10 protein-coding genes are annotated in these 14,549 nt (G+C 33.5%); 8 read left to right on the top strand and 2 right to left on the bottom strand.

Annotation, left to right across the window (positions count from 1 at the left end):
* Positions 1-443: 443 nt before the first annotated feature.
* The 8 genes from cypD to NHG49_RS16245 all read left to right on the top strand — a co-directional run bounded on the left by cypD (position 444) and on the right by NHG49_RS16245 (position 13,049).
* Entirely contained in the window at positions 444-3,641 is a 3,198-nt protein-coding gene (gene cypD, locus NHG49_RS16280; RefSeq protein ID WP_258126281.1) for a bifunctional P-450/NADPH--P450 reductase, read from the top strand.
* Between the two features lie 699 nt (positions 3,642-4,340).
* Positions 4,341-5,291, top strand: coding sequence for a class A beta-lactamase (gene bla, locus NHG49_RS16275; RefSeq protein WP_064475781.1), 951 nt, complete (start codon positions 4,341-4,343; stop codon positions 5,289-5,291).
* A gap of 191 nt (positions 5,292-5,482) precedes the next feature.
* The gene (locus NHG49_RS16270; protein WP_048559889.1) at positions 5,483-6,169 is read left to right on the top strand and encodes a response regulator transcription factor; all 687 of its coding nucleotides are present in this window, start codon (positions 5,483-5,485) and stop codon (positions 6,167-6,169) included.
* Positions 6,166-7,242 (top strand): HAMP domain-containing sensor histidine kinase, encoded by a 1,077-nt coding sequence (locus NHG49_RS16265; protein WP_258126280.1) that lies wholly within the window; start codon positions 6,166-6,168, stop codon positions 7,240-7,242. Before NHG49_RS16270 ends, NHG49_RS16265 begins: the two co-directional genes overlap by 4 nt.
* Positions 7,243-7,496: 254 nt before the next feature.
* Complete coding sequence (locus NHG49_RS16260; RefSeq protein ID WP_258126279.1) at positions 7,497-8,258, top strand: ABC transporter ATP-binding protein; 762 nt, start codon at positions 7,497-7,499, stop codon at positions 8,256-8,258.
* 16 nt (positions 8,259-8,274) lie between these two features.
* On the top strand, positions 8,275-10,104 hold the full coding sequence (locus tag NHG49_RS16255; protein ID WP_064475779.1) for an FtsX-like permease family protein: 1,830 nt from the start codon (positions 8,275-8,277) through the stop codon (positions 10,102-10,104).
* Between the two features lie 621 nt (positions 10,105-10,725).
* On the top strand, positions 10,726-11,127 hold the full coding sequence (locus NHG49_RS16250) for a BlaI/MecI/CopY family transcriptional regulator (protein ID WP_000661426.1): 402 nt from the start codon (positions 10,726-10,728) through the stop codon (positions 11,125-11,127).
* Positions 11,127-13,049 (top strand): M56 family metallopeptidase, encoded by a 1,923-nt coding sequence (locus NHG49_RS16245; protein WP_064475778.1) that lies wholly within the window; start codon positions 11,127-11,129, stop codon positions 13,047-13,049. Before NHG49_RS16250 ends, NHG49_RS16245 begins: the two co-directional genes overlap by 1 nt.
* A gap of 594 nt (positions 13,050-13,643) precedes the next feature.
* Here the strand turns inward: NHG49_RS16245 and NHG49_RS16240 are convergent.
* Positions 13,644-14,000, bottom strand: a complete 357-nt coding sequence (locus NHG49_RS16240; RefSeq protein ID WP_081257286.1) for a hypothetical protein — start codon at positions 13,998-14,000, stop codon at positions 13,644-13,646.
* Positions 14,001-14,069: 69 nt separating this feature from the next.
* Positions 14,070-14,462: a VOC family protein gene (locus NHG49_RS16235; protein WP_001145279.1), complete on the bottom strand. Its 393-nt coding sequence runs from the start codon at positions 14,460-14,462 to the stop codon at positions 14,070-14,072.
* Between the last annotated feature and the right edge of the window lie 87 nt (positions 14,463-14,549).

Raw genomic sequence — 14,549 nt, 5'->3', positions numbered from 1 at the left:
AAATGCAAATTTCTGCCGCTAAGGCGCTGGTATTTAAATCTGGAAAAGAATCAGTGAAATAATTATATATAGTAAAAGGGATCTGATATTCATATCAGATCCTTTTTCATTAGCAACACAGTATACTTACTTATCGTATTTGTTTGAATTGACATTAGAAACTACTGGTTTTCCCAATACTACAATCTTTAGCTCTCAATTTCTGATAAACATTATAATAATACGCTTCATTTTAAGTTAGTATTTTCTCTGCAAGTTATAAATGTAATAGCAACAAACAATTTAGATTACCAACTTTATAAGCAATATCATAATCGTGAATAGTTAGGGAAAAGATAAAATAAGGTAATCAATTACATATCTTTATCCCAGGCGATTCATTGCTATCTTCTTTTTATTGAATGGGATATTTTATTTCATGTTTTTTTGAAAGGGTGTTTTTAATGGAAAAAAAAGTATCTGCCATTCCTCAACCGAAAACATATGGATTGCTGGGGAATCTCCCACTAATCGATAAAGATAAACCGACCCTATCCTTTATCAAGATAGCGGAAGAGTATGGTCCCATTTTTCAAATTCAAACTTTAAGTGATACCATCATTGTCGTTTCTGGACATGAACTGGTAGCAGAAGTCTGTGACGAAACACGGTTCGATAAAAGTATAGAGGGTGCTTTAGCAAAAGTTCGTGCCTTTGCTGGAGATGGATTATTTACAAGCGAGACTCAAGAGCCTAACTGGAAAAAAGCTCATAATATTTTGATGCCTACATTCAGCCAACGAGCAATGAAAGATTATCATGCTATGATGGTCGATATTGCCGTACAACTCGTTCAAAAATGGGCACGGCTTAATCCGAATGAAAACGTAGATGTTCCGGAGGATATGACTCGCCTTACATTGGATACAATTGGTCTATGTGGTTTTAATTATCGATTTAATAGCTATTATCGTGAGACCCCTCATCCTTTTATTACTAGCATGAGCCGTGCTCTAGATGAGGCAATGCACCAATTACAGCGGCTGGATATAGAAGATAAACTCATGTGGAGAACGAAACGTCAATTTCAGCATGATATTCAATCTATGTTTTCTTTAGTAGATAATATTATTGCTGAACGTAAAAGTAATGGAAATCAGGAAGAAAATGATTTACTTTCCCGTATGTTAAATGTGCAGGATCCGGAAACTGGTGAAAAATTAGATGATGAAAATATTCGTTTCCAAATTATCACTTTTTTAATAGCTGGGCATGAAACAACAAGTGGATTATTATCTTTTGCAATCTATTTTTTATTAAAGAATCCAGATAAATTGAAAAAAGCTTATGAAGAAGTAGATCGGGTTTTAACAGATCCCACTCCAACATACCAACAAGTTATGAAATTAAAGTATATCCGGATGATTTTAAATGAATCGCTACGTCTATGGCCTACTGCTCCAGCATTCAGTCTCTATGCAAAAGAGGATACAGTGATTGGTGGGAAATATCCTATTAAGAAAGGAGAAGATCGTATTTCTGTTCTTATTCCACAGCTACATAGGGATAAAGACGCGTGGGGAGACAATGTGGAAGAATTCCAACCTGAACGATTTGAAGAGCTGGATAAGATTCCCCATCATGCTTATAAGCCATTTGGAAATGGTCAACGAGCATGTATCGGTATGCAGTTTGCACTTCATGAAGCCACACTCGTAATGGGAATGCTTCTTCAACATTTTGAATTCATCGATTATCAAGACTATCAGCTGGACGTAAAACAAACATTAACGCTAAAGCCTGGTGATTTTAAAATTAGGATTCTACCACGAAAACAAACTATTAGCCATACTACTGTTCTTGCGCCTATCGAGGAGAAACTGAAAAACCATGAAATCGAACAGCAAGTTCAGAAAACTCCTTCTATTATTGGAGCCGATAATCTTTCGCTTCTTGTTCTGTATGGATCGGATACAGGGGTAGCGGAAGGTATTGCAAGAGAACTAGCAGATACAGCTAGTTTAGAAGGTGTTCAAACGGAAGTGGTAGCTCTTAACGATCGAATTGGAAGTCTGCCAAAAGAAGGGGCGGTTCTTATTGTAACTTCTTCTTATAATGGAAAACCACCAAGTAATGCAGGGCAGTTTGTGCAATGGTTGGAGGAATTAAAACCGGATGAGCTAAAAGGTGTTCAATACGCAGTTTTTGGTTGTGGAGATCATAATTGGGCTAGTACTTATCAGCGGATTCCAAGATACATTGATGAGCAAATGGCTCAAAAAGGAGCAACAAGATTTTCTACACGTGGAGAAGCGGATGCAAGTGGTGATTTCGAGGAACAACTTGAGCAATGGAAACAAAGTATGTGGTCTGATGCGATGAAGGCATTTGGATTGGAACTTAACAAAAACATTGAGAAAGAACGTAGTACATTAAGTTTACAATTTGTTAGTCGTCTTGGAGGATCTCCTCTTGCACGAACATATGAAGCAGTTTATGCATCTATACTAGAAAATCGTGAACTTCAATCATCTAGCAGTGAAAGAAGCACGCGACATATTGAGATATCCTTGCCAGTAGGTGCTACGTATCAAGAAGGTGACCACCTTGGGGTGCTGCCAATTAATAGTGAGAAAAATGTCAACCGAATTTTAAAACGCTTTGGATTAAATGGGAAGGATCAAGTCATATTGAGTGCAAGTGGACGAAGTGTAAATCACATACCTTTAGACAGTCCTGTTAGTTTATTTGACCTTCTTAGTTATAGTGTAGAAATTCAAGAAGCAGCTACTCGAGCACAAATACGAGAAATGGTGACATTTACAGCATGCCCTCCTCATAAAAAGGAATTGGAATCATTATTGGAAGAGGGAGTTTATCATGAACAAATATTAAAGAAACGTATGTCAATGTTGGATCTTCTTGAAAAGTATGAGGCTTGTGAAATCCGATTTGAACGCTTTTTAGAACTTCTTCCTGCGCTCAAACCGCGTTACTATTCTATTTCAAGCTCTCCACTCGTTGCACAGGATCGTCTGAGCATTACGGTTGGTGTTGTTAATGCACCTGCATGGAGTGGGGTAGGGACATATGAAGGAGTCGCTTCTAATTATTTAGCTCAGCGTCATAATAAAGACGAGATTATCTGTTTCATTCGAACGCCACAATCAAACTTTCAATTACCTGAAAATCCAGAAACACCAATTATCATGGTTGGACCAGGTACTGGAATTGCACCATTCCGTGGATTCTTGCAAGCGCGTCGTGTTCAAAAGCAAAAAGGTATTAACTTAGGACAAGCACATCTATATTTTGGTTGTCGTCATCCTGAAAAGGATTATCTCTATCGTACAGAACTAGAAAATGATGAAAGAGATGGATTAATCTCTTTACACACAGCTTTTTCTCGCTTAGAAGGATATCCTAAAACATATGTACAGCATTTAATAAAACAAGATAGAATCAATTTAATTTCGTTATTAGATAATGGGGCTCATCTTTATATATGTGGTGATGGAAGTAAAATGGCTCCTGACGTAGAAGACACCCTTTGTCAAGCATATCAAGAAATTCATGAAGTCAGTGAACAAGAAGCAAGGAATTGGTTGGATCGTGTGCAAGAAGAAGGGCGATATGGAAAAGATGTTTGGGCTGGTATATGAATTTTTCTTAATTAGATAAGTAATATGTAACGAATGAACTTCTTTCGAATAAGTGTTAATTAAAAATAAAAAAATCCCGTATTTTTATTGAATACGGGATTTTCTTATTTTTAATAAGCGGGACTGATACCGTAGAAAAAGAAAAAATCTCATATGAAATCAAAGCTATATAATCTTAGCTTGATGGGCAAGGTGTTAACCAATTTCTTGACGAAATTTAAAATAAACTTTTGCACACTGGCTGAACAGTTTTTAGCATAGTGTCAAATCGCTGGAGGAATGTATCAAATTAGGTATACCTTCTATGAAATTAAATAGGGTGATAATTATTACAAGTGGATTAGGTTTCTTGTGAATTTTAAATTAAAGGTCTTATCCAAAGTTGAGAAAAATCCACATACCCAAAATATTTCATCTTAATATTCGTTAAATCTGATGAAAAAGGAATTTGACGTGTATCATAGTATAAGGGAATCGTAATAGAGGATTCTATCAGTTCTTTTTCAAGATTCTTATTTATGGAACAAAATTGTTACTTAGGTTGTCTATTAAGTATACGTATAAAACAGGTGTTCATGATAGTTCGCTCATTTTATGAAAAGTGAGACGCAAGAAGAGTGATATCCGATACACGCTTTAATTGTATCGGTATGTAAACACCTAGAAAAACCATATATTCTTGAAAGAGGTTGAAAATGTATGATAGTCTTAAACAAGTTTTTTAACATGTTACATTACAAAAAGATAGTACCTGTAGTATTTCTTTCATGTGCAACGCTTATAGGCTGTTCTGATAGTAATACTCCATCTGAATCACCTAAACAAACGAAACAAACAAATCAAATCAAACAAGAAACTACTGGTAATGATTCTTTTGCTAAACTTGAAAAAGAATTTGATGCTAAACTCGGTATTTATGCATTGGACACTGATACGAATCAAACCGTTACTTATCAATCAGATGAACGGTTTGCATACGCATCTACCCACAAAGCTTTAGCTGTGGGAGTACTTTTACAAAAGAAATCAATAGAAGATCTAAATCAAAGAGTTTTGTATACTCGTGAAGATCTTGTTAATTACAATCCAATTACAGAAAAGTATGTTGATACAGGTATGACTCTGAAAGAGCTTGCAGATGCTTCCCTTCGATATAGTGATAATACTGCACAAAATCTTATTCTTAAACAATTAGGTGGACCTAGTGAATTCAAAAAATCACTGAGAGAAATAGGGGATACCGTTACAAATCCTGAACGTTTTGAACCAGAGTTAAACGAAGTGTATCCAGGAGACGCCCATGATACTAGTACCCCAAAGGCATTAGCTACTAGTCTTCAGGCTTTTACGCTAGGAGATGTACTTTCAACTGAGAAACGGGATTTATTAATAGATTGGATGAAAAGGAATACTACGGGAGACAACTTAATTCGTGCTGGAGTTCCAGGAGGATGGGAAGTAGCTGATAAGACTGGCTCGGGATCTTATGGAACCAGAAATGATATCGCAATTATTTGGCCACCAAATAAAAAGCCAATTGTTCTTGCGATACTTTCTAATCATGATAAAGAGGATGCTAAATACGATGATAAGCTTATTGCAGAAGCAACCAAAATAGCGTTAGATGCCTTAAAAGCTAAAAATAAATAATAATAGTAATTAGTTATTGAAATTTTCCTGTTTTTCCGTCACAATACTGTGACGGTCTTTTTGTGTATTTTACAAAGAATCGTCTTAAGTAAAGAAAAAAGATAGAAACAATCTCTATTAAGTTTATTAATTAATTAACAACAAATATATGCTTTATTGGATACTTATTGCATTTAATGTGGAGGAATAAAATGGAGTCAAAAATTCTTATTGTTGATGATGATAAAGAAATTAGAAATCTTATCTCTGTATACCTGGAAAATGAAGGCCTAAAAACTCAAAAGGCAGAAGATGCTATACAAGCTTTACAACTGTTAGAAGAAAAGGAATTTGATTTGATTATTTTAGATATTATGATGCCGAATATGGATGGCATTGAAGCATGTATGAAAATTAGGGAAGATCGTAATATGCCTATCATTATGCTATCTGCAAAATCTGAGGATATAGACAAAATTCAAGGTCTAGCCTCTGGCGCAGACGATTATTTATCAAAGCCGTTTAACCCATTAGAATTAATCGCTAGAGTGAAATCCCAATTAAGAAGATTTAAAAAATACAATACGCCAATAGAGCATAATAAAAGCATTCTAGAAATTGGTGACTTAACCGTAAATACAGATACATGTCAAGTATGGGTAAGAGGAAAAGAAACAAGGTTAACTCCAAAAGAGTTTGCTATTCTCGAATTACTTGCCCGCAACAAAGGGATTGTCCTGAGTGTTGCAAAAATATATGAAGCAGTTTGGAAAGAGGTTTTTTATAAATCAGATAATACCGTCATGGTGCATATTACAAAAATAAGAGACAAAATTGAAGAGGACTCTAAACATCCTATTTATATTAAAACTGTTTGGGGAATTGGATATAAAATATGAAGAATGTTAGTTTTAGAAATAAGATCATTATAAAACTTCTTGGTGCTGTTGCAGTTAGTTTTTTTATTTCATTTGGTTTAACAATCCTCATTTTGGCATACGTTATAGATCCATTATTTATAAAACACGAAGAATTTGGTATGTTTGAATTCAATTTGGTATTGTTGTTCTTATTCGCGTTCGCAATCTTTAACTTTATAATAATTTTTTTGATATTGGTTCGAAAGAAAATAGCATATTTGAAGCTCATTTCGGATAATGTAAATGATATTGCAAATGGAAAACTGGGTTTGACAATTGGGATTAAGGGGAAGGACGAATTGACCCAACTTGCTCAAAATATCAACTATATGTCCAAGGAATTGGAAAATACATTTGAACAAGAAAGACGATTGGAACGTACAAAAAATGAACTTATCACCAATGTATCTCATGACTTACGCACACCGTTAACATCTATTATTGGCTATATAGATTTATTAAAAAGAGGGAAATACAACAGTAAAACACAATTACAGGAATACCTTGAAACCACTTATTCAAAGTCACAGAGACTGAAATATTTAATTGATGAGCTGTTTGAATATACTCGTTTATCAGGCGTAGATGCTAAGTTAAATCTTAATGAAGTTGATTTATCAGGTTTGTTGGAGCAAATAGTTGGAGAATACATTCCTATATTTGAAAAGGAAAGCTTAATCGTTCAAAAATCAATTACACAAGAAACAATACCTATCTTCATAGATGTAGAAAAAATGGTACGTGTATATGAAAATCTGTTTATGAATGCGATAAAGTACAGCATGAAACCATCCGAATTATCCGTATGTCTTGAATTAATGGATAACAAAGCAATTTTGAAAGTGTCAAATAAAGTCGAGAAACCGCCAGTTAGTGATCCAAATAAATTGTTTGAAAGGTTTTTCAGGGGGGACAAGGCAAGAAAAGATGACCAGGGAAATGGTCTGGGGCTTGCTATCTCAAAAAGAATTGTTGAACTTCATCATGGTAATATACATGCAGAATTTAAAGACGGCTGGATGTCCTTTATTGTTGAACATCCAATAAAATAGAATGGCTTATGGAATTATAGATTCCATAAGCTTTTTTTATAAAAACTTAAGAAATCTTAAGGATTTTATGGGGTGTTTCCTAATTTTCATAGTTTATCATGGGTGTATTCAAAGTGATGGGGTGAGTGAAGAAGATAAGATGAAAGTTTTCATAGTAGCATAAGGGTGGATGCAACATGACTATTTTTTTAGTAGCAAATAAAAATAGTAGCTTATTGTAATGAAATAGAAAAAACAAACGTAGGAGGATATATATGATAAAACCAGTTGTAGATGTAAAAAACATTCAAAAATTGTACGGTAAAAAAGGTGAGAATCAATCACACGCGTTAAAAGGTGTATCATTCTCGATTCAAGAGGGAGAGTTTGTTGGTATTATGGGGCCTTCTGGTTCTGGTAAAACAACATTATTAAATGTAATTTCAACGTTAGATACAGCAACGGGCGGTATTGTTGAAATTGCAGGTACGGATATTACGAAAATGAAGCAAGGTGAGCTTTCTGATTTCCGTTCGCAAAAATTAGGATTCATTTTCCAGGACTTTAACTTATTAGAGAATTTATCTATATATAAAAATATTACACTACCACTTTCCCTTCAAGGTGTTTCTTCTCGTAATATTGGAAAGAAAGTAGAAAAAGTAGCTGATATGTTAGGCATTACAGCAATACTTCAAAAGTATCCTTCTGAAGTATCTGGTGGACAAAAGCAGCGTTCTGCAGCAGCACGTGCGTTAGTGCATGAACCTGCTATTATTTTAGGGGACGAGCCAACTGGAGCTCTAGATTCCAAAAATGCAACGAGTTTACTTGATGCCATAACAAGCCTAAATAAAGAGCAAGGTGTATCCATAATGATGGTTACGCATGATCCTTACAGCGCAAGTTACTGCCAGCGTATTTTATTCATTCAAGATGGTGAGTTATATAAAGAACTTCATCGCGGTGGTACCCGTGAAGAATTCTATAAAGAAATTTTAGACGTGCTTGCAAACTTGGGCACACAAAAAGCGTAAGGAAGGAAGTTCAATCATGTTATTTAAGCTTTCTATGTCAGGCCTAAAAAGTAAGTTGCAAGATTACATTGTTTTACTTGTTGGTCTTATTGTCTCTATTTCAACTTTTTATATGTTTCAAACGCTAGCATCCAATAAAACGTTCCTTGAATCTAACTCTTCTATTAGGGATATTGTGTCTGTATTTAAAATTGGTTCCTTTTTGTTAGCGGTTATCACATTTTTCTATATTTTATATGCAAACTCTTTCTTATCAGCTCTTCGTCAAAAAGAATTTGGTATGTATATGATGTTAGGAGCAAAAAAGCATAAAGTTACCTTACTTATGTTTATCGAAACAATTATATTAGGTGCCACATCTCTTTTGATTGGAATTACAATTGGTGTTGGACTTGCAGAAGGTATCGGTCAGCTATTAATGAAACAACTCGAGTTTGCTGGCGAAGGTTATAAAGCACTTTATCTGCCATCTATAGCTATTACTTGTGTCTTCTTCTTTGCACTATTTGTATTATCGGCAATTATGAATAGTATTAAATTATCTCGTATTTCTGTACTGCAACTTGTACATGCAGATGAACAAACAGAACGTGTTGCCATAAAAGGAAAAATGACCGTTGTAATTGCATTCCTTGGTATTCTTTTATTAGGTATTGGTTATGCATCACTGATTTATATGTCATATGCAAATTCGCTAATTGTTTTGGGATTAATGGCCGTTGGATTAATCTCAGCAACCGTTGGTACTTACCTAATATTTGGATCACTTCTCCCAGTTATGATTAACAAGCTAAAGAGTAATAAAAAACGTAGTGAAAAAGGCCTCAATGCTTTTACTTTTGCACAATTAAATTTCCGCATTAATGGTCTAACAAATGTGCTTGCAACAGTAGCAATCTTAGTGGCTCTTGGTGCTGGTGGAATTGCTTGTGGTATGGCATTTAAAAACAACATCCTAAAAATGACAGATCAAATAAGAATTTACGATTCAGTCATTCATAATCCAACAGCGGAAGAAAAGACAATTTTGGGTGGTATCTTATTTCAAGAAAAACTTGAATATCATTACAAAGTGGATGATAAGTATGTTTATTATCTAAAAGAAGATTTAGAGAAAAATCGCCCTTTTATACAAGGTTTGAAAAAAGAGAAAGTTTCAGAGGGATTACCAATTGGTGCCTTTTCAATAAAATGGGTTAAAGGAGAGACGGACACAAAACAATGGATCCAGGCTTTCAGAACGATTCAGCCAGAATATGTGAATCCTGATTATGAAATAAAAATTGTAGACCAAAAAATATACGATGGTATGAAGGGTAAAGAAAGTACTGTGTTCATTGGGAAAACAGATGATTTTGGAGCATACATAAAAGAATGGAAAAAACTTGATGAATTACAGATAGCGAAATATAAAAATGTGAACGCAGAAGAATTGCATAGTAAGTATCAAACATATAATATGAGTCATGGTTTTGCCAGCGGAATAATGTTTATGGGTTTCTTCGTTGGAATTGCATTCTTAGCAATGATGGCAAGTTGTTTAATGTTTAAAGTTCTGTCGGGAGCATCAAAAGATGTAACACGTTATCAAATGCTTCAAAAAATTGGTGTCCGCCGAGAATTATTAACAAAATCAATTTATAAAGAGTTATTCTTCATATTCTTATTCCCAGCAATTGTGGGGATTACTCATATATTAGTTGGTATGAACATGTTTAGCCCTCTTTTAATCGATCCGTACTCTCGCATTTGGTTACCACTTGTTATTTTTGTAGTGATTTACTCGATTTACTACTTGATTACAGTTCAATTATATAAAAGAATTGTACTTCCGAAAGAGAAGTAATAAGTATATAATTTTTAACTATAGATCGTTCAATATTTTCGACTTAATAATTTAAGAATTGGATCAGAAATACTTAAAAAGACCTAAAACTAATTGTTATTGTTTTGGGTCTTTTATATTTAAAAACGCTGATTTTATTAATTATTTAATATACAATTAAATAATTAATAAAAATCTTATTTTAGAATTTCTAGTCTAAATAGTTTGGAGTTTCATGTCCTTGTACAACAAAAAAGGGGAGTAAAAAGACATGAAAGTAGGAACTTATTTTATAGTGTAAAATGCTGAATTATCTACAGATACATTGCATTTAGTACCCATTTTCTTGTCTCGATATATGGACAAGAAAATGGGTACTTTTTTAAAACGGAATATACTAATTAAGTGTGAATTTAAAATTCAATTTTATATTAGTAACAAAAAATATTTATGAAGCATCTACTTTTTTGTCTCATTAGGAGGACATGAAGTTCTATACTTATGTTAATTTTTTTCGTCCTTATGTTGATGGGCATAGGAAAGGATTTCAAAATATAAAATAAGATTGACAATGCAAGATTACAAGTGTAATATTCAGTTACGGATTACAAATGTAATCCAATGGAGGTGTAATTTAAACTAATGAAAGAATTACCTAAAATTTCAGAAGCTGAGTTAGAAGTAATGAAAGTACTGTGGTCAAAATCTCCACAAACCGCAAATGAAGTGATTGAAGAGTTAGAGAAGAAAATGGATTGGAAACCCAAAACGATTCGAACACTAATTAATCGATTAGTTCACAAAGAAGCAGTTGCTTACCATCAAGATAAAGGGCGTATGTACGCTTATTATCCTTTGGTATCGCAAGATAGTTATTTACAAGTAGAAACAAAATCTTTGCTTAAACGTTTCTATGGTGCAGCATTTAAACCTTTACTTGTAAATTTCTTAAAAGAAGAAAAGCTGTCTTCAGAAGATATTAACGAACTTAAACGTATTCTGGATGAGAAAACTGAGGAAAATCAGAGGAAGGATAGATTATAGTGATAGAAAAATTTGTAAATATCTATCTACCTGCTTTTTTTGATTGGATGATTGAGACTTCCATTATGGCTAGTATATTAGTGGGCCTAATCTTGTGTATCAAGGTCTTGTTTAGAAATAAGTTAACGCCACGTTGGCAATATATGCTATGGATCATATTAATTATAAGACTTGTATTACCTTGGTCGCCAGATAGTTCCTATAGTATCTATTCTGTTCTTACTTACAAGAATGATGATGCATTCATTTCTAGGGGAAATCCTGTAGCTAAGTTTCTTACAAAAGAGAGTACGCAAGAATTAAAAGGTATAGACGATACAAAGGTTCTCACAAAAGAAGATACTTATACCTCAAGTTCAACAAAAACTGTTCAGACAAATAAGACACAAACAGGCATGAATGAAAAGCAGGATGGTGAGCCAATTCCGTTCTATACAATTTGTATATACATTTGGCTTACTGGTGTTATCCTTTTAAGTGTTGCTACTTTTATAATGAACAGGCGTTTATTACTTTACATAAAAAAACAACCTGTTATTACAGACGAGAAGATTGTCCAGCTTTTTGAAAAGTGTAAGCAATCTATGTCTATTCAACGGAATATCCCTCTATTTGTATCTGGAAAGGTTTCCAGTCCAACAGTGTTTGGATTTATTCGTCCCAAGTTGCTATTGTCAACTGTACATATGAAAATATTAGATGAGCAACAGTTACGATATATTTTTCATCATGAATTAGCTCACATCAAGCGAAGAGATGTTGGTGTGAACTGGCTTATGCATGGCTTACTAATTTTAAATTGGTTTAATCCCATTCTATGGTATGCCTACTCATGTATGCGGGAAGATCAAGAACTAGCATGCGATGCATTAGCTCTTACATGTATAGATGCAGAGGAGCGAATTGCGTATGGACATACTATTATTAGTCTATTGGAACACTACTCAAGTTATTATCAAGTACCAAGTATAGCAAATTTTAGTAAAAACAAGAGAGCGTTAAAAAGGAGAATTCTAATGATTAAAAAATTCCAAAAAAAATCATATCGTTGGTCTGCGATAGGGGCTGTGGCAGTTATTGCAGTTTCATCTGTATCCTTATTAAACGCCCGTGCTGATAAGCCGACTAACCCTGAGAAACAACAAATAGAAGTGAAAAATAATATGAAAGAATTAAAAACACAAACCGATATTCCTATACAGAAAATTGTAGAAAAAATGATTGGTACAAAAGAACGGGCAGATGCAGAATTTTTTGTTTCAGAGGGAGAGTATAATACTTTACTTAAAGAAGTTGGTTTGGCACGAAATCTGTTTACAAAAGAAGAATTTGAACGATTTATTGATTTAGAAACAGAAGCATATACTTTGGGTAAAAAAGTAAAGTTAGTAGGAAGTCCTGAAAAGTTAGATTCAGAAGAACAAAAAAAATATCAGAAAAACAGTGAAGAAATTGGACCATTTAGACAGAAAATTACTTCGGAATTTAGATTAACTAAAAAGGAAGCACAGAAATATGTTGATTTTCCAATTAATGCCCCAAGTTATGTGGTAAAAGGGTTTAAATTAACTGGAGAAGGTGTTACAACACCGAAGACTACTGGAAAAATGAATCCCGATTTTATTTATGAATATCAAAATCAAAGTAAAGATAATGTATATATTGTGCACCAATCTGCAGTTACTGATGAGGGAAAAGAATTCTCGAATAAAAGAGCGGAGTATAATGAAAAGGTAACAAATTATGAATTAGAAGGTACAAAAATAACCTTAGTTGAAAGTCTTGATACAGAGGAAACCTATAAAGTAATGCAAATGATTGTTCCTGCAAAAGGAAAGAATAGCGCTTATCAAGTCTTAATTCTTGCAGGTGATTTAAGTAAAGAAGAAACAGAGAAAATCATGCTGTCCTTTTTAAAATAAAAATAGAGTCTCAGGATTTCGTCCCTGAGGCTCTATTTTTTTAACATAAACGAAACCATTAAGTGAGAAGAGAAATTGGTATAGTCTATATAATGAGAAAGTAAGATGAAATGTACTTTTGTTAGCTTGATCGAGGTGGAGAAAGATTATATGAAAAATAACAATTTAAAACATAAATTGAATCAAGGTAGATATATTATATGGAGAACAGGAGGGAATTAAGCTGGAAAAGCAGGGGAAATTCTACGGCAGTCTCTTTTCTGCTTTGAGGTTGAAAATGATTTTGGGAAATATGATCTCAAAATAATTCATCTCCTTTTTTGAAACTTAATATAATTATTCGTATTCGAATTTAATAGTGTGGCTTATTTATCTGCCCATGTTTATCCAATAAAATTGATAAAGTTCTATTATATCTGTCTATACATGTTGCAAAATATGAAAGAAAATATAATTTTGTAACATGTATAGCGAATTTTGTTTGACTTATGTTGTTTTTAAAGGAGTGTAACAGAAAAAGCAAGAAAAGACCTGATAACAGGTCCGTTTTTGTCTTTGTTTTGGCATATAATCAATTATGTTGTTTCCCACGCATTAATATGAGCCAAGATGAAAGAAATAGGGAAACACCCTAATTTTTTTATTTCTATAATAAAATAAGATTATTAAGTCGAATGTGACAATAATAATTAGAAGTAATAAGTGTATAAGTGCATCAGTTTTACCGTGTAATAAAGAATTTATAAAGACATCCCATTCTGTTCCATAGGGAGGCTCTGCCCAATTTCGTTGCAGTCCTAACACAATTCCATTTATGAAAAAGATAATACTTAATAGAATTCTTCCAACAAATAAGGCAGCTACTTTTAAATTCCAATGCTTTATCTTGATTACGTAAAGGATTGGAAAGAGCATAAGTATCCAAAAAACGATAATAAAAACTGTATTCATCAGTTTCTACTCCTTATGTTGATAATAAATTTATTATCCCGCTAATTGTAGGCTGACTAAAGTCTCACTTTATCTCTCCGTTTCAAAAAACTCAATCCATTCTCCATCAGGACCAGCGAAGAATATGTAACGTGTTCCATCTGGTAATGTTTCAATTTCTTCTCCTAATAGAAAGGTTACGCCGTGTTTCTGTATTCTTTCAATTTCATCTTCTAATGAATCTACTTTAAAACAAATATGATGTACTTTTCCTTCTGCCGGAAGAGAAGAGTTATAACCTTCAATAAGTTCGAGTATCGTTTCCTTCGATTCTTCCACACCTAAAAAAGCGAGTTTTAAGTCTGGATTCGGGTGACCCATACGTTTAATGAGTTGTAAGCCAACTACTTCTTCATAAAATGAAATAGATGTTTCTAAGTTTGCGACCATAAGACCGACGTGTTCAATTCTTCTAACTGGCATGTAGATCCCTTCTTTCTGAAAATTATATACAATATGTTATTGAAAATTAAGAAAATAAGCAAGATAAAAACCTTACAAATTTTAGCT

The organism is Bacillus sp. IBL03825 (genome assembly GCF_024712505.1).
GTDB classification, from domain to species: Bacteria; Bacillota; Bacilli; order Bacillales; family Bacillaceae_G; genus Bacillus_A; species Bacillus_A wiedmannii.
Note: the sequence above shows the minus strand (reverse complement) of the source record. Positions and strands in the feature narration are given on the sequence as shown.

Coding starts and splice junctions, on each gene's coding strand:
- cypD (WP_258126281.1), top strand. CDS start 444: ATGGAAAAAAAAGTATCTGCCATTCCTCAACCGAAAACATATGGATTG.
- NHG49_RS16255 (WP_064475779.1), top strand. CDS start 8,275: ATGTTATTTAAGCTTTCTATGTCAGGCCTAAAAAGTAAGTTGCAAGAT.
- NHG49_RS16270 (WP_048559889.1), top strand. CDS start 5,483: ATGGAGTCAAAAATTCTTATTGTTGATGATGATAAAGAAATTAGAAAT.
- NHG49_RS16250 (WP_000661426.1), top strand. CDS start 10,726: ATGAAAGAATTACCTAAAATTTCAGAAGCTGAGTTAGAAGTAATGAAA.
- NHG49_RS16265 (WP_258126280.1), top strand. CDS start 6,166: ATGAAGAATGTTAGTTTTAGAAATAAGATCATTATAAAACTTCTTGGT.
- NHG49_RS16235 (WP_001145279.1), bottom strand. CDS start 14,462: ATGCCAGTTAGAAGAATTGAACACGTCGGTCTTATGGTCGCAAACTTA.
- NHG49_RS16260 (WP_258126279.1), top strand. CDS start 7,497: ATGATAAAACCAGTTGTAGATGTAAAAAACATTCAAAAATTGTACGGT.
- NHG49_RS16240 (WP_081257286.1), bottom strand. CDS start 14,000: ATGAATACAGTTTTTATTATCGTTTTTTGGATACTTATGCTCTTTCCA.
- bla (WP_064475781.1), top strand. CDS start 4,341: ATGATAGTCTTAAACAAGTTTTTTAACATGTTACATTACAAAAAGATA.